Origin of the sequence: Nocardia aurea, from assembly GCF_003123685.1 — a bacterium.
In the GTDB taxonomy this organism is placed as follows: domain Bacteria; phylum Actinomycetota; class Actinomycetes; order Mycobacteriales; family Mycobacteriaceae; genus Nocardia; species Nocardia aurea.
Map to the genome: position 1 here is coordinate 417,961 of NZ_QCYJ01000103.1, position 15,835 is coordinate 433,795.

A 15,835-nucleotide genomic window follows, 5' to 3' on the forward strand; every position below is an offset into this window, starting at 1 on the left:
GTGGCGATGGGTCGGTGCGCCGATCGGGGTCAGCGCGGACTGTCGCCGAGCACCGCACCCTCGCGGCGGGGGTCCGCGCCGCCGATCCAGCCGGTGCCGTTCCGGTGCAGGGCGCTGAGACCGCTGGATTGTGGGGCGACCGACACCTGATGGCCCAATTCCCGCAATCGCCGCACCAGCGGGTCGTGATCGCCGTTGTCGGAGGCGTCGATGGCGGGATGTTCGCCGCCGACCCCGGTGGCCGGGCCGTTGCCCGCGCCGAACGATACCGCCGAGACGGCCTGCTGCGGATCCAGACCCCAATCCAGCATGCCGACCAGTGTTTTCACCACGAACTGGATGATGACCGAGCCACCGGGGGAGCCGGTGACATAGGTCAGGTCACCGCGTGATCCGTCGGGCGCGCGATCGAAGACCAGGGTGGGGCTCATCGAACTGCGCGGCCGTTTGTTCGGCTGTAGCCGGTTGGCGACCGGGATGCCGTCGGGGCCGAGCGGATCGGCGGAGAAGTCGGTGAGCTGATTGTTCAGGACGAAACCGTCGACCATGTGGAACGAGCCGAAGGCCGATTCGACGGTGGTGGTCATCGCCGCGGCGTTGCCGTATTTGTCGACCACCGAGATATGGCTGGTGCCGTGCTCGGGCGGTTGCGGGCCGACGCCGAGGGGGACCGGACCGAGATCGCCCGGCTGCGCGGTGCCCATACTGCGTCCGAGGCCGATCAGCCCCGACCGCTGCCTCAGGTAGTCCTTGTTCACCAGTGATTGGGCCGAATTGCCCGGCAGTGGCACGAAATCGGTGTCGGCGACATATTTGTTGCGGTCCGCGTAGGCCAGTCGCTCCGCCTCCGAGATCAGATGTACCGCCTCGGCGCGCGGCCTACCGCCGTTCGCGTCGACACCGTCGGGGCGCAGCGCGGCGAGATCGAAATTCTCCAGGATGCCGAGCGTCGCGGCGACCGTCGATCCGCCGGAGGAGGGGGCGGGCATCCCGCAGATCTCGCGTCCCCGGTATTCGGTGCACAGCGCGGTGCGCTTCTTCGCCTGGTATCCGGCGAGATCGGCCGCGGTGATCTGTCCCGGGGTGCGTCCGCCCGCGCCGGAACCGACGGCCGCGACGATGTCCTGGGCGATGGCGCCGGTGTAGAAGGCCTGCGCGCCCTCGGAGGCGATGGCGCCGAGGGTTTTCGACATCGCGGGATTGGTCAGCATGGTGTCGACGGTTTTCGGGCTGCCGTCGGGATTCAGGAAATACGCTTTCGCGGTGTCGTCACCGGCGAGATCCTTCGCCGATTCGGCGATCTGGCCCGCGAGCCTGGCGCCGATGGGAAAACCCCGGTCGGCCAGCCCGACCGCCGGATCGAAGAGTTCGCGCCAGGTGAGTTTGCCGTGTTCCACGTGCGCCTGTTCGAGCATGCGCAGCACTCCGGGCACGCCGATCGAGCGTCCGCTGGCCCGGGTGTTCGGCGCGGGTTCGGTCCGGTTCGTGTCGCTGACCCAGCGCAGGTAGTTCTCGGTGGCCGCGGCGGGCGCGGTCTCGCGGCCGTCGTAGGCCACGATATCGCGGCTCGCGGCGTCGTAGTAGAGCAGGAACGCGCCGCCGCCGATCCCCGAGGCCTGCGGTTCGACCAATCCGAGGACCGTCTGCGCGGCGACGAGCGCGTCCGCGGCGGTGCCGCCGCTGCGCAGTACCTCGCAGGCGGCCTTGGTCGAGATCGGGTTGGCGGTGGAGACCGCGAAACTGCCGGTGCGCACCGCGCTCATCCCGGAGCGGTACCCGGAGGCGATCTCGGGATTGGTGCTGATGTTCGTCGAGGTGTTCGCCCCGCCCGCCGACGGCGCCGCCGACACCGGGGTGCCGTTCGGTGTCGCGACGCATTCGGCCGCCGAATCGTCCTCGGAGGAACAACCACTCAGCAGTCCCACGGTGAGCAGCGTGGCCGCCGTCATCCCGGTCCAGGCGTGCCGTGCTCGCGTCATCCCCCGACTGTAACCGCCGCTCCCGGTGGGGGCGTCGCTTTCGGCGGCATTCCGGGGCGCGGTCGCGAACCCGGCGCGGCACGCGGCCGCACGTCGCGGTGTGACGCGAATTGATCTGTGCGACATCAGTTCTCATCCTTCTGCGCGCCGCCGTCGGATGTGACAGATCCTCGGGGTGGGCGGGGACGGCTCGTGGTCTCCGGAGCTCGGAGGCTCGGCGGTTCCGAACATGGATACCCGTTCGTCCGCCGGAATCACCCGGGCGGCACAGTCCCGGGAAGTCGAGCGCGATGTCGAGTGTTGTCCGCCGGATGCGATGTCGAGTGTCGTCGGTCGTGCACGAGGTCGAGCGTTGGCGGCGTGCGCGAGGCGCGAGTTCGGCCGGAATCCTTGTCGTGGCCGATGCCGGATGTTGACGGTATGCGCCCTTCCTGGCCGCTGATCGGCGGACGGTCCACTCGCGTCGGCGCGGTGGGGGCCCCGACATCGGTGCGCGGATTCATGCAGGTCCGGCGTCGATCCCGCACGCAATCTCCTCAAAAAGTGAGCTGGATCACACTGTAGCGGACTATCATGTCCGGACGCGGGATGTGAATTAGCGTTCCGTCTCGTGCGTCCGAGGGGGCGTATTCGAACTGGGAGTTGCCCGTGGTTACTTTCACAGATTCCGCTCGATTCCATTCGGCGGTACCGATGCCGGGCCCCGTGCGCGAAGCGCGCGAAGCGGCGCTCGGACTGGCCGGATTCGGGATTCTCTACCCGGCGGCGCTGGGGCTCACGCTCGGCAGTGAGGCCGCCGTCACCGCGGCACTGCATTTCGCGCCGAGTCTGCTGATCGGGCTGCTCGCACTCGGCTTCCGCTCCGGCGACGCGTCGCTGCGCAAGAGCGTGCTCGTGCTCGCCGCGGTGCAGATCCTGCTCGGCCTGCACATAATCGGCGCCACCGACCTCGGGGTGATCGTCGTGCTCACCGTGCTCTACGTGTGGGGTACTTCGGCGATGCTGATCTACCTGCTGCGGCGTCCGCAGGCCGTGGCGTGGTTCACCGACGACGGACAGGGCTGACGCGCCGACCGGATCGGGCGGGTGGGTCCGCCGCCGACGCGGGGGCTGTCGGACCGCGTCGATAGGCTTGTCCGGTGGCAGATCCAGCGACGTACCGTCCCGCGCCGGGCACGATTCCGGTGCAACCCGGTGTCTACAAATTCCGGGACGCACACGGTCGGGTCATCTACGTCGGTAAGGCCAAGAGCCTGCGCGGCAGGCTGAATTCCTACTTCGCCGACGTGGTGTCGCTGCATCCGCGAACCAGGCAGATGGTCACCACCGCGGCGGCCGTGGAATGGACGGTCGTCTCCACCGAGGTGGAGGCGCTGCAACTCGAATACAACTGGATCAAGGAATTCGATCCGCGATTCAACGTCAGGTACCGCGACGACAAGTCCTATCCGGTGCTCGCGGTGACCTTGAACGAGGAGTATCCGCGGCTGTTCGTCTATCGGGGCGCCAGGAAGAAGGGTGTGCGCTATTTCGGGCCCTACGCGCACGCCTGGGCCATCAGGGAGACCCTCGATCTGCTGCTTCGCGTCTTCCCGGCCCGCACCTGCTCCAACGGAGTCTTCAAGCGGCACAGCCAGATCGGGCGTCCGTGCCTGCTCGGCTATATCGACAAATGCTCGGCGCCCTGCGTCGGCCGGGTCAGCGCCGAGCAGCACCGCCGGATCGTGGAGGATTTCTGCGACTTCCTGGCCGGACGCACCGACAGGATGGTCCGCGAACTCGAGCGCCGCATGCACGACGCCGCCGAGGAACTGGATTTCGAGACCGCCGCGCGGCTGCGCGACGATGTGCAGGCGCTGCGCCGCGCGCTGGAGAAGCAGGCGGTGGTACTCGGCACCGGAACCGACGCCGACGTGATCGCCTTCGCCACCGACGAATTGGAGGCGGCGGTCCAGATCTTCCACGTGCGCGACGGCCGGGTGCGCGGTCAGCGCGGCTGGGTGGTGGACAAATCCGGCGACGCCGTCGACGCGCCCGAGGGCGGCGGCGAGATGGCCGCGCTGGTCGAACAGTTCCTCACCCAGTTCTACGGCGAGCAGGCCTCCTACGTCGACCAGAGTCCCGACGAACAGCCCGCGGCGGTGGTGCCGCGCGAGGTCCTCGTCCCCGATCTGCCCGCCGACGCCGACCAGCTCCAGGAATGGCTCGGCAGCCTGCGCGGTTCGGCGGTGCGTCTACGGGTGCCGCAGCGCGGGGACAAGAAGGCACTCGCCGAAACCGTGGAACGCAACGCGAAGGAAGCGCTGGCACAGCACAAACTCAAACGCGCGGGCGATCTGACATCGCGGTCGGCCGCGCTCCAGGACATCCAGGACGCCCTCGAACTCGACAGCGCGCCGCTGCGGATCGAATGCGTCGACATCAGCCACGTACAGGGCACCGATGTCGTGGCCTCGCTCGTCGTCTTCGAGGACGGGCTGGCCCGCAAATCCGAATACCGGCACTACACCATCAAGGAGGCCGCGGGAGACGGCCGCTCCGACGACGTGGGCAGTATCGCCGAGGTGACCCGTCGTCGGTTCGCGCGTCTGCGCCGCGAGCGCGACGAGGCCGAGCGCACCGAACTCGACGCCGCCGGTTCCGGTGACCTCGATCCGAACGTCGCCGGAGGCGTCGAGGACGAGGGCCTCGACCTCGTCGCGCGTCCCGGGATCGATCCCACCACCGGTCGTCCCCGCAAATTCGCCTACCCGCCCAACCTGTACGTCGTCGACGGCGGCGCGCCCCAGGTCGCCGCGGCCGCGGAGGTGCTCGACGAACTCGGCATCACCGACGTCGCGGTCATCGGTCTGGCGAAGCGACTGGAGGAGGTGTGGGTGCCGGGCGAGCCGGATCCGGTCATCATGCCGCGCAACAGCGAGGCGCTGTTTCTGCTGCAACGGGTCCGCGACGAGGCGCACCGTTTCGCCATCACCTTCCACCGCAGCAAACGTTCGCGCCGGATGACCGCTTCGGCGCTGGACTCGGTGCGCGGGCTCGGTGCGGCGCGCCGGACCGCGCTCGTCGCCCATTTCGGGTCGGTGGCCAAGCTGAAGGAGGCGACGGTGGAACAGATTACCGAGGTACCGGGCATCGGCGTAGCAACCGCGAAGGCCGTCCTCGCGGCATTGCGGGAGACCTAGCGGGCACATCGGTGCACCCGCGGCCCCGGTATCGCGTACGTTGTGTGTCTGCGCCCGATACCGGAACCCGGTGCGGGATGATCGAGAGGCCCCCAAAACACAGATCCGGTAGGACATGACACGCGTCGAATCGAACAATAGTGCGGGCAGCCCGCGGCAGGTCGCGGGTAACCGGTTCCAAGAGCAGGTCGAGGTCGTCATCGTTACCGGGTTGTCCGGTGCGGGCCGTGGTACAGCCGCGCGGGTGCTCGAGGACCTGGGCTGGTATGTCACCGATAATCTGCCACCCGAATTATTCGGCCGCATGGTCGAACTCGGTGTCTCGGCCGAGCCACCGATAACCCGGTTGGCGCTGGTCATGGACGTGCGCAGCAGATTCTTCACCGACGATCTCACGGTGGTGATCGAGCAGTTGCGCGCCCTTGGCGTGCGCACGAGGGTGCTGTTCCTCGAGGCGTCCGACGATGTGCTGATCCGGCGCTTCGGTTTCGCCAGGCGGCGTCATCCGCTGCAGAGCGAGAGCGCCGACGGTACGTTGTCGGCGGGTATCGCCGCCGAGCGGATCCGGCTGTCCCCGGTCAAGACCGCCGCCGATCTGGTGATCGACACCACCGAACTATCGATCCACCAACTGCACAGGAAGATGGAGGAGGCATACGGCGGCGGCGCGCCTGCCGCTCTCCAGTTGACCGTGCAGTCCTTCGGTTTCAAATACGGGGTTCCGTTGGACGCCGACATGGTGTTGGATGTGCGTTTTCTACCCAATCCGCATTGGATTCCGGAACTCCGGGAGCATTCGGGACAGGACACCGTGGTCAGCGAGTACGTGCTGTCGCGTCCCGGCGCGGCCGACTATCTGAGTACCTGCCGCCACCTGGTCGATCTGACGACGAATGGTTACCGCCAAGAGGGGAAGCGATACATGACGGTGGCAGTGGGCTGCACCGGAGGCAAACACCGCAGCGTGGCGATAGCCGAGGCGCTGGGGGAGGCGATCGGCGGGGAATCGGACGGTTCCGCGGATGTGGTCCGGATCGTGCATCGGGATCTGGGGCGCGAATGACGGGGTGGGAATCGAATCCCGCCGTCGTCGCACTCGGCGGTGGGCACGGCCTGTACGCGACGTTGACGGCGGTGCGCCGGTTGACGCGCAAGATCTGCGCCGTGGTCACGGTCGCCGACGACGGCGGTTCCTCCGGCAGGCTACGCGCGGAACTCGGCGTGCTACCGCCGGGTGACCTGAGGATGGCGCTCGCCGCGCTGGCCGAGGACCCCGACGGCGTGTGGACGAAAACCGTCCAGCATCGCTTCGGCGGGACCGGCGCGCTGGCGGGACATTCGGTCGGCAACCTGATCGTGGCCGGCCTCACCGAGGTGCTCGGCGATCCGGTCGCGGCGCTCGACGAGGTCGCCAAGATGCTGCGCATCACCGGCCGCGTGCTGCCCATGTCGCCGATCGCGCTCGACATCGAGGCCGACGTCTCCGGACTCGAGGCCGATCCTCGGGTGAGCCGCTGCATTCGCGGACAGGTTGCGGTGGCGACGACGCCGGGCAAGGTGCGCCGAGTCAGGCTGATCCCGTCCGACCCGCCCGCGAGCACGGAGGCGACCTCGGCGATCGAGCACGCCGATCTGGTTGTGCTCGGCCCCGGTTCGTGGTTCACCAGCGTGATTCCGCATGTGCTCGTCCCCGAGCTGCGCGACGCGCTGGTCTACACGCGAGCGCGAAAAGTCCTCGTGTTGAATCTCGCGGCGGAGCCCGGCGAGACCGCGGGCTTCTCCGCCGAGCGACACCTGCACGTATTGTCCCAGCACGCACCGGAATTCGTGGTAGACGAAGTTCTGGTCGACGCGAACAGCGTTCCGGAGGGTCGGGAACGCGAACATGTGGCCAGGGCTGCCGAACAGTTGCGGGCCCGGGTAACCTTCAGCGATGTCGCCGAAGCGGGGACGGCCCGGCATGACCCCGGAAAGCTCGCCGCCGCACTGGATCACCTGATCCGGCAACCTCGGCCGCAAATGGCAGGGCTTCGAGTCGAGGGACGGCACATGGGCGCGGATGTGCGGTCCGGGTTGGGTGGAAAGGAGCGCGTCTCGTGGCGATGACAGCCGAAGTGAAAGACGAGTTGAGCAGGCTCACGGTGTCGCAGGTGAGTTCACGCAAGGCGGAGTTGTCCGCGTTGCTGAGGTTCGCCGGCGGCCTGCATATCGTCGGCGGGCGGGTGATCGTCGAGGCCGAGGTGGATATGGGATCCATCGCGCGACGGCTACGCCGGGAGATCTTCGAGCTGTACGGGTACGGGTCCGACGTACACGTACTCGGAGCGGGCGGCCTGCGCAAGACCTCGCGGTACGTGGTGCGGGTGTCGAAGGAGGGCGAGGCGCTGGCGCGCCAGACCGGCCTGCTCGACGTGCGCGGCCGTCCGGTGCGCGGATTGCCCGCGCAGGTGGTCGGCGGCAGTATCGCCGACGCCGAAGCAGCCTGGCGCGGTGCGTTTCTCGCGCACGGCTCGCTCACCGAACCCGGGCGCTCCTCGGCGCTCGAGGTCAGCTGCCCCGGTCCGGAGGCGGCGTTGGCGCTGGTCGGCGCGGCGCGACGGCTCGGCATCACGGCCAAGGCCCGCGAGGTGCGCGGCACCGACCGGGTCGTGGTCCGCGACGGTGAGGCCATCGGCGCGCTGTTGACCAGAATGGGCGCGCAGGACACCCGGCTCACCTGGGAGGAGCGCCGGATGCGGCGCGAGGTCAGGGCGACGGCGAACCGGTTGGCCAATTTCGACGACGCGAATCTGCGCCGTTCGGCCCGTGCCGCGGTCGCCGCGGCCGCCAGGGTGGAACGTGCGCTGGAAATTCTCGGCGAGGACGTGCCCGACCATCTGGCCGCCGCGGGCAAACTGCGCGTACAGCACCGGCAGGCGTCGCTGGAGGAACTGGGTCAGCTGGCCGATCCGCCGATGACCAAGGACGCGGTCGCGGGCCGGATCAGGCGGTTGTTGTCGATGGCGGACCGGCGTGCCAAGGAGTTGGGCATTCCGGATACCGAATCCGCGGTCACCGCCGAACTACTCGACGAGGCGTAGCGGCGCCGCGTTCAGCACACCGATTGCCACGACCGGCCGGGCACACCGTGAGAACACGCGGCGCGCCCGGCCGGTCGTGTTTCGTCGGTGTTGCGGTCGCGTCGTGCGAGCTCATGAATGCCAGGTGCATGTCGGGGAGATCGGCGCAGGGCATTAGGGTGAGTGGGGCATCGGAATGAATCCGCTTGAAAGCTGAGGAGCGATAACGTGACTGTCCGGGTAGGCATCAACGGCTTCGGTCGTATCGGACGTAACTTCTTCCGGGCGGTGGAGGCGCAGAAGGCGCTCGGCACCACCGACATCGAGATCGTCGCGGTCAACGACCTCACCGACAACGCGACTCTCGCCACGCTGCTCAAGTACGACTCGATCCTCGGCCGGCTGCCGCAGGACGTGTCCTTGGACGGCGAGGACACCATCGTGGTCGGTGACCAGCGCATCAAGGCGCTGGCCATCAAGGAGGGCCCGGCGGCGCTGCCGTGGGGCGACCTCGGCGTCGACGTGGTCGTCGAGTCGACCGGTATCTTCACCGACGCCACCAAGGCCAAGGGCCACCTGGCGGCGGGCGCCAAGAAGGTCATCATCTCCGCCCCCGCCAAGGGCGAGGACCTCACCGTGGTCCTCGGCGTCAACGATCACCAGTACGACGGCAGCCAGAACATCATCTCGAACGCCTCGTGCACCACGAACTGCCTCGGCCCGCTGGCCAAGGTCCTCAACGACGAGTTCGGCATCGAACGTGGCCTGATGACCACGATCCACGCCTACACCCAGGACCAGAACCTGCAGGACGCCCCGCACAGCGACCTGCGTCGCGCCCGCGCGGCCGCGCTGAACATCGTGCCCACCGGCACCGGAGCCGCCAAGGCCATCGGCCTGGTGCTCCCGGAGCTGCAGGGCAAGCTCGACGGCTACGCCCTGCGCGTGCCGGTCCCCACGGGTTCGGTCACCGACCTCACCGCGACGCTGCGCAAGTCGGCCACCGTCGACGAGATCAACGCCGCCTACAAGGCCGCCGCCGAGGGCCCGCTCAAGGGCATCCTGAAGTACAACGTGGACCCGATCGTGTCCAGCGACATCGTCACCGATCCGCACTCGTCGATCTACGACGCGCCGCTGACCAAGGTGATCGACAACCAGGTCAAGGTCGTCTCCTGGTACGACAACGAGTGGGGCTACTCCAACCGCCTCGCCGACCTCATCGGTCTCGTCGGCAAGTCGCTCTGACATATGGGCGTCAAGACACTCCAGGATCTCCTGGCGGAGGGTGTCGAGGGTCGGGGCGTACTCGTGCGCTCCGATCTGAACGTCCCTCTCGACGACAACGGACAGATCACCGATCCCGGGCGCATCACCGCGTCGGTGCCGACATTGAAGACGCTGGTCGAGGCCGGCGCGAAGGTGGTCGTCACGGCGCATCTGGGCCGCCCGAAGGGCGAACCGGATCCGAAGTTCTCGCTGGCGCCGGTCGCGGTGAAGCTGGCCGAACTGCTCGGGCGCAACGTCCAGCTGGCGGGCGACGTCGTCGGGTACGACGCGCTGTCGCGCTCGGAGGGCCTCACCGACGGTGACGTGCTGCTGCTGGAGAACGTGCGGTTCGACCCGCGCGAGACCAGCAAGGACGACGCCGAGCGGGCGAAGCTGGCCGCGGCCCTGGTCGAACTGGTCGGCGAGGACGGCGCGTTCGTCTCCGACGGTTTCGGCGTCGTACACCGCAAACAGGCGTCGGTATTCGACGTCGCGCAGCTGCTCCCGCACTACGCGGGCACGCTGGTCGCGGCCGAGATCGAGGTGCTGGCCAAGCTCACCGCCGAAGCGCAGCGACCGTCCGCGGTGGTGCTCGGCGGGTCCAAGGTCTCGGACAAGCTGGCCGTCATCGAGGCGCTCGCCCCCAAAGTCGACACACTGGTGATCGGCGGCGGCATGTGCTTCACCTTCCTTGCCGCGCAAGGTTTCTCGGTGGGCAACTCGCTCAAGCAGGACGAGATGATCGACACCTGCAAGGGACTGCTCGATCGCTACGCCGACGTCATCCATCTGCCGCGCGACATCGTGGTGGCCGACGGATTCGCCGCCGACGCGGAATCGAAGGTGGTCGACGCCAACAAGATTCCCGACGGCTGGATGGGCCTGGACATCGGCCCCGAGTCGGTGAGCCGGTTCTCCGCGCTGCTGACCGAGGCGAAGACGGTGTTCTGGAACGGCCCGATGGGCGTGTTCGAGTTCGAGAAGTTCGCCGCGGGCACCCGGGGCGTCGCCGAAGCGATCGTCGTCGCGACCGGCAAGGGCGCGTTCACGGTCGTCGGCGGCGGTGACTCGGCCGCGGCCGTGCGCACCCTCGGCCTGCCCGAAGACGGGTTCTCGCACATCTCCACCGGCGGTGGCGCCTCCCTCGAATACCTCGAGGGTAAGGAACTGCCCGGCATCAGTGTTCTCGAAGACACAGCGGGAGAGGCCGAATAATGGCACGTAAACCGCTCATCGCGGGCAACTGGAAGATGAACCTCAATCACCTCGAGGCCATCGCCCTGGTCCAGAAGATCGCCTTCGCGCTGCCGGAGAAGTATTTCGCCAAGGTCGACGTGACGGTCGTTCCGCCGTTCGTCGACCTGCGCAGCGTGCAAACCCTCGTCGAAGGGGACAAACTCCTGCTCACCTACGGTGCGCAGGATGTCTCCACCCACGACGAAGGCGCCTACACCGGCGAGATCAGCGGCGCCATGCTCGCCAAACTGGGGTGCAGTTTCGTGGTGGTCGGCCACTCGGAGCGGCGGCAATACCACCTCGAGGACGACGCCACCGTGCTCGCCAAGACCAAACAGGCGCTGAAGTACGCGATCACCCCGATCGTGTGCATCGGCGAGGGCCTGAACGTGCGCGAGGCGGGCACCCACGTCGAGTACAACCTCGAGCAGTTGCGCGGTTCGCTCAAAGGTCTGACGGCCGAACAGATCTCGAAGGTCGTCATCGCCTACGAACCGGTCTGGGCGATCGGCACCGGCAAGGTCGCCACGCCCGCCGACGCGCAGGAAGTCTGCGGCGCCATCCGTAAGGAACTGGCCGAACTGGCCTCGCCGGAAATCGCCGCCGAGGTCAGAGTGCTCTACGGCGGTTCGGTCAACGCCAAGAACGTCGGCGAATTGGTCGGTCAGACCGATATCGACGGCGCGCTTGTCGGCGGCGCATCGCTGAAGGGTGACGAATTCGCCACCCTGTCGGCCATCGCCGCAGGCGGGCCCCTGTAATTGGCGGCCGGGGCCGCGGGTTCGCGGCCCCCCTGTGTCTCGCGTCCGAGGGGGCGAAGCTGGCGACTGCGTCGCTTCGCCTCGACCCCTCGGACGCGAGACGGGCCGCGAACGTGGGGGGCAGGTTTCGGCGGTGACAGCGAAATGCTCAGGCAGCGAAATGCTCCTCCGGCGCTCTGATGCCCGGGCGCTGCGTACGGTCTCGCGTCGGATCGACTACGGCGGCAGTCGGCGATCCGGCGATCGGCCGTCATCGCCTGGCACGTTGTGAACGTGGGTTGGCGGGCTATGCCCGTGAACGGGTTTCGGGGTCCACGCCGTGAATGGGGATTTCGGGTTTCGTTGTGAACGGGGACTTCCGGGCTACGCCCTGAATGGGGTTTCGGGGCTACGCCGCGAACGTGCGGGTCGGGTTTCGTTGCGGATGTGGGGGTTTCGGGCTTCGTCGCGAAACGTGGGGTTCCGGGCTACGCGCGAAGCGTGGTTTCGAGGCTACGTCGCGTGGAGTACCAAGCCGGTGTCGTTGTTCTTGTTGCGCAGGGTGAGGGTGTCGGCGTCGATATCGGCGGTCGCGGTGCCGTCCAGTGCCGACAGGACGGCGGATTCGACTTCCATGACCTCCGGGGGACAGGCCATCCTGGTGGTCGCGAGCCGGAAGGTGACCGGTGAACCCGAGGGGTCGATGTCGGCGGTGCCCGTCATCCTGTTGCAGCCGGTGGTGCCGGAGACGGTGCCGTCCTCGGCGATCAGCAGCGTCGGCCTGGTCTCGGCGAGGGTTTGCGACGTGGTGCGGGCATCTCGAGTGATGATCTCGGTCACCACCCAGTCGGTGCCCTTCAGCGGTTTGTCGGGGCTGGCGACCTTCCTGTCGACCAGGGTGACGGTCTGATCCTTGTCCCGCAGTGTCAGGGTGGTGCCCTCGAGCCGCCAGGTGGGGGCGGCGGTCAGCAGGGTGTTCATCCACTGGTCGGCGCCGGCCTGCGGTTCGGGGCAGCCGATCAGGGTGCTGGCGAGGTCGCCCACGCGCAGGACGTCGCCGTCGAAGGTCACCGATCCCGACGCGGTGTTGCAGCCCGCGTAGGCGCTGACGCGGTTGTCGGTGAAGGTCAGGGTCAGCGGGCCGTCGCCGGGGATGGGCGTGCCCTGCACGGTCGTCGAGACGTAGGTATGTCCCATCGGCGTGGAAGCCGAGGTGTTCGTGGTCGGCGCGGCCGACGTCGTCGCTGTCGAGGGCGGTGTCGAGGACGACGATGCCGAATCCGGGTCGTTGTCCGAGCAGCCGACCGCCGCGAGTGCGGTGAGCAGCAACAGCGGTGCGAGACGAGCGAAGGACATGGGGCCGATGGTAGCCACGCGACCGGCCGCGTCGCGGAGGGCGCGCCAGATGCAGACCGGCCGGTCTGGCGACCCTGACCCGTTTCGGCGCGGGATATGCTCTGGCGAGTGACCACAGCCGACGCGCCGAGCCCACTGTCCACCTGGGCGCCGCTGCGAACGCCGATCTACCGGGCGTTGTGGATCGCGCAGTTGGTCTCGAATCTCGGCACCTGGATGCAGACCGTCGGCGCGCAGTGGATCCTGGTCGACGAACCGAACGCCGCGACGCTGGTTTCCCTGGTGCAGACCGCGATCACCCTCCCGGTGATGCTGCTTTCCATCCCCTCCGGGGTGATCGCCGATCTCGTCGACCGGCGCAGGCTGCTGCTCGGCGCGCAATCGGCGATGGCGGTGCTGGCCGCGATACTGGCGATCACCACCGCGTCCGGGCACACCACTCCCGCCATCCTGCTCACCCTGCTGTTCCTGCTCGGCTGCGGGCAGGCGCTCACCGCCCCGGCCTGGCAGGCGATCCAACCGGAACTGGTCCCGCGTCAGCAGATCGTCGCCGTGGCCGCGCTCGGCAGTATGAATATCAATATCGGCCGCGCGGTCGGACCTGCCATCGCGGGCGTGCTGGTCTCGATATCGGGACCGACACTGGTCTTCGCGCTGAACGCGGTGTCCTTCGGCGGCATCGTCGCGGTACTGCTGTTCTGGCGGCGACCTCGCACCGATCGCGCACTGCCCAGCGAACGGCCGTTGGCGGCGCTCCAGGCGGGCACCCGGTTCATCCGCGCCGCCCCGGCCATCCGGCGGGTGCTGCTGCGTTCGATCCTGTTCATCGCCCCGGCCAGCGCGCTGTGGGCGCTGCTGCCAGTGGTCGCCCGCGACGAACTCGGTCTGTCCGCGTCCGGCTACGGGCTGATGCTCGGCGCGCTCGGTGTGGGCGCGGTACTCGGCGCGCTCGGACTGTCCAGGATCCGCACCCTGCTCACCCCGACCCAGCGCCTGACCACGGCCTCGGTCCTGTTCGGCGTCGCGACGGCGGGCGCCGCGCTGGTGCATTCGGTGCCGCTGGTGCTGGTGCTGCTCGTCGGCGCGGGCCTGGCCTGGCTGCTCGCCATGTCCACGATGAATTCCACGATGCAACTGCTGTTGCCCGCGTGGGTGCGCGCTCGCGGGCTCTCGGTCTACCTGCTGGTTTTCATGGGCGGCCAAGCCATCGGATCACTGCTGTGGGGGCTGGTCGCGGGAGCGCTCGGCACCGTGTCGGCATTGCTGATCGCCGTCGCGCTGCTCGCCGGTAGCGCGCTGAGCAGCGTGTGGTTACCGATCCGGCACAACGCCGAGGAACTGGATCTGACGCCGTCGGCGTTCTGGCCCGAGCCGCAGCTGGTGGTCGAGCCGGATCCGGAGGAGGGGCCGGTCATGGTGTTGCGCACCTACGACGTGCCCGCCGAGCGCGCCGACGAATTCCTCGCGGCCATGGCCTTCCTCGGCCGTTCCCGCCAGCGCACCGGCGCCATGGAATGGCGGCTCTACCGCGATGTCGGCGTGCTCGACCGGTACGTGGAGGCGTTCGTCGTGCGGTCCTGGGCCGAGCACATGCATCAGCACCAGGTGCGGCTGACCGCGCAGGATCAGCTCAGGGAACAGGATGTCGTGCGGTTCACCGTCGGTGCGGAGCAGATCACCCACCTGGTCGCCGTCGAGCCCTACAGACCGCCCGGCCGGGTCCATTAGGCGCTGGGCAAACCCACCCCATAGACTGACCGGCATGCGGATGTTCCTGGATATCCTCCTGATCATCACCAGCCTGCTGCTGGTGCTGTTGGTGCTGCTGCACCGCGCCAAGGGTGGAGGCCTGTCCAGCCTTTTCGGTGGCGGCGTGCAGTCGAGCCTGTCGGGATCCACTGTCGTCGAGAAGAACCTCGACCGTGTCACGATCTTCACCGGCCTGGTGTGGCTCATCGCCATCCTCGGCATCGGACTCGAGATCAAATTCGCCTGACCGGCAACCGGTCGGCCACCCAACCGGTCTCGCCCGTTACCGCGTGATTCATTCCCGGTTACCCGCCCCCGATACGGTGGCCAGTACCGGGAAGGAGTCGGTATGGAGCTCCGGCATCTTGTTTCGTTCCTCGCTCTCGCGGAGGAACTGCATTTCGGTCGCGCCGCGCAGCGGCTGCATCTGACCCAGCCGAGTCTGAGCGCCCAGTTGCAGAAACTGGAGCGATCCCTCGACGTCCAATTGGTATCCCGCAATTCCCACGAAGTGCGGTTGACCCCGGCCGGGCGGGAATTCGAGGGACAGGCCAAACTCATCGTCGCCCAGCTCGACCGGGCCGCCGAGGTCGCCAAGGCCGCGGCCGCGGGCCGGACCGGAACCCTCGACATCGGATACAACCTGCCCGCGAGCAGGCATGTGCTGCCCACGGCGCTGGCCAGGATGGCCTCCGAGAATCCCGATATCACCGTGTCGCTGTGGGAGAAACGCACCGGCCCGCAGCTCGCCGCGCTGCGGGAGGGCACTCTCGACATCGCGCTGATCTACGGGCAACCGACCACGTCGGAATTCCGCTACCGACGATTACTGCGCCGCATCCCGCTGGTCGCGGTGGTCGGCCGCACCCACCACTGGGCGGGCCGCTCGGGTGTCCGGTTCGCCGAACTCGCCGATCAGCGGTGCGTGCTGTTCGCCAGGGAACAGTGTCCGGCCATGTACGACGCCATCTTCCGCGCCGCCGCCGTCAATCGGATCGCCCTCGACGTGGTGCAGACCGCCGACGATCCCGGCGCCACCGGACATATGGTCTCGGTGCGACCGCTGGTGGGTTTCGCGTCCCTACCGAGGGCGCAGTCGATGCAGATGGGCGGGCCGGATTCCGCCGCCGTCGCGGTGAAACTGCTCGACCCGGTGCCGACGCTCGACCTGTTCGCGGTCTGGCGGGCCGAGGAGACCAATCCGGCGGTCGGCCTGTTCCTCGACAGTGTCCCCGCGGTGGACGAGGACACCGTCGCGGTGTGAG

13 protein-coding genes are annotated in these 15,835 nt (G+C 68.1%); 11 read left to right on the forward strand and 2 right to left on the reverse strand.

All coding sequences use genetic code 11. The features are described 5' to 3' along the window. Positions 1-29 precede the first annotated feature (29 nt). Positions 30-1,979, reverse strand: coding sequence for a gamma-glutamyltransferase family protein (locus DAT37_RS23075; protein WP_198654390.1), 1,950 nt, complete (start codon positions 1,977-1,979; stop codon positions 30-32). Between the two features lie 648 nt (positions 1,980-2,627). Here DAT37_RS23075 and DAT37_RS23080 point away from each other — a divergent pair. From DAT37_RS23080 to tpiA, 8 genes are all read left to right on the forward strand, one after another. Further along, positions 2,628-3,044, forward strand: coding sequence for a hypothetical protein (locus DAT37_RS23080; RefSeq protein WP_157978627.1), 417 nt, complete (start codon positions 2,628-2,630; stop codon positions 3,042-3,044). A gap of 74 nt (positions 3,045-3,118) precedes the next feature. After that, positions 3,119-5,161 (forward strand): excinuclease ABC subunit UvrC, encoded by a 2,043-nt coding sequence (gene uvrC / locus DAT37_RS23085; RefSeq protein ID WP_109526905.1) that lies wholly within the window; start codon positions 3,119-3,121, stop codon positions 5,159-5,161. A gap of 115 nt (positions 5,162-5,276) precedes the next feature. Beyond that, positions 5,277-6,224 carry an RNase adapter RapZ gene (gene rapZ, locus DAT37_RS23090; protein ID WP_109526906.1) on the forward strand — a complete coding sequence of 316 codons (948 nt, stop codon included), beginning with the start codon at positions 5,277-5,279 and terminating at the stop codon, positions 6,222-6,224. Next, positions 6,221-7,267: a gluconeogenesis factor YvcK family protein gene (locus DAT37_RS23095; protein ID WP_109526907.1), complete on the forward strand. Its 1,047-nt coding sequence runs from the start codon at positions 6,221-6,223 to the stop codon at positions 7,265-7,267. Before rapZ ends, DAT37_RS23095 begins: the two co-directional genes overlap by 4 nt. Next, positions 7,264-8,241, forward strand: a complete 978-nt coding sequence (gene whiA, locus DAT37_RS23100) for a DNA-binding protein WhiA (protein ID WP_198654415.1) — start codon at positions 7,264-7,266, stop codon at positions 8,239-8,241. Before DAT37_RS23095 ends, whiA begins: the two co-directional genes overlap by 4 nt. A 207-nt stretch (positions 8,242-8,448) precedes the next feature. Beyond that, positions 8,449-9,468, forward strand: coding sequence for a type I glyceraldehyde-3-phosphate dehydrogenase (gap, locus tag DAT37_RS23105; protein WP_109526909.1), 1,020 nt, complete (start codon positions 8,449-8,451; stop codon positions 9,466-9,468). A 3-nt stretch (positions 9,469-9,471) separates the two neighbouring features. Further along, positions 9,472-10,704, forward strand: a complete 1,233-nt coding sequence (locus DAT37_RS23110) for a phosphoglycerate kinase (RefSeq protein ID WP_109526910.1) — start codon at positions 9,472-9,474, stop codon at positions 10,702-10,704. Next, positions 10,704-11,486 (forward strand): triose-phosphate isomerase, encoded by a 783-nt coding sequence (gene tpiA, locus DAT37_RS23115; RefSeq protein WP_109526911.1) that lies wholly within the window; start codon positions 10,704-10,706, stop codon positions 11,484-11,486. The genes DAT37_RS23110 and tpiA overlap by 1 nt, the downstream gene beginning before the upstream one ends. 492 nt (positions 11,487-11,978) lie before the next feature. On the opposite strand, the gene DAT37_RS23120 is transcribed toward tpiA, so the two are convergent. Continuing rightward, complete coding sequence (locus DAT37_RS23120) at positions 11,979-12,821, reverse strand: META domain-containing protein (protein ID WP_109526912.1); 843 nt, start codon at positions 12,819-12,821, stop codon at positions 11,979-11,981. 96 nt (positions 12,822-12,917) lie between these two features. On the opposite strand from DAT37_RS23120, the gene DAT37_RS23125 reads away from it, so the two are divergent. From DAT37_RS23125 to DAT37_RS23135, 3 genes are all read left to right on the forward strand, one after another. Then, positions 12,918-14,549, forward strand: coding sequence for an MFS transporter (locus tag DAT37_RS23125; RefSeq protein WP_109526913.1), 1,632 nt, complete (start codon positions 12,918-12,920; stop codon positions 14,547-14,549). A 34-nt stretch (positions 14,550-14,583) separates the two neighbouring features. Continuing rightward, positions 14,584-14,817, forward strand: a complete 234-nt coding sequence (gene secG / locus DAT37_RS23130) for a preprotein translocase subunit SecG (protein ID WP_109526914.1) — start codon at positions 14,584-14,586, stop codon at positions 14,815-14,817. Positions 14,818-14,919: 102 nt separating this feature from the next. Further along, complete coding sequence (locus tag DAT37_RS23135; RefSeq protein WP_109526915.1) at positions 14,920-15,834, forward strand: LysR family transcriptional regulator; 915 nt, start codon at positions 14,920-14,922, stop codon at positions 15,832-15,834. Position 15,835 lies beyond the last annotated feature (1 nt).

Bases quoted from the DNA above. Each gene is read 5' to 3' on its own strand.
- DAT37_RS23135 (WP_109526915.1), top strand. From the start codon at position 14,920: ATGGAGCTCCGGCATCTTGTTTCGTTCCTCGCTCTCGCGGAGGAACTG.
- whiA (WP_198654415.1), top strand. From the start codon at position 7,264: ATGACAGCCGAAGTGAAAGACGAGTTGAGCAGGCTCACGGTGTCGCAG.
- DAT37_RS23075 (WP_198654390.1), bottom strand. From the start codon at position 1,979: ATGACGCGAGCACGGCACGCCTGGACCGGGATGACGGCGGCCACGCTG.
- tpiA (WP_109526911.1), top strand. From the start codon at position 10,704: ATGGCACGTAAACCGCTCATCGCGGGCAACTGGAAGATGAACCTCAAT.
- DAT37_RS23110 (WP_109526910.1), top strand. From the start codon at position 9,472: ATGGGCGTCAAGACACTCCAGGATCTCCTGGCGGAGGGTGTCGAGGGT.
- DAT37_RS23125 (WP_109526913.1), top strand. From the start codon at position 12,918: ATGCTCTGGCGAGTGACCACAGCCGACGCGCCGAGCCCACTGTCCACC.
- secG (WP_109526914.1), top strand. From the start codon at position 14,584: ATGCGGATGTTCCTGGATATCCTCCTGATCATCACCAGCCTGCTGCTG.
- DAT37_RS23095 (WP_109526907.1), top strand. From the start codon at position 6,221: ATGACGGGGTGGGAATCGAATCCCGCCGTCGTCGCACTCGGCGGTGGG.
- rapZ (WP_109526906.1), top strand. From the start codon at position 5,277: ATGACACGCGTCGAATCGAACAATAGTGCGGGCAGCCCGCGGCAGGTC.
- DAT37_RS23120 (WP_109526912.1), bottom strand. From the start codon at position 12,821: ATGTCCTTCGCTCGTCTCGCACCGCTGTTGCTGCTCACCGCACTCGCG.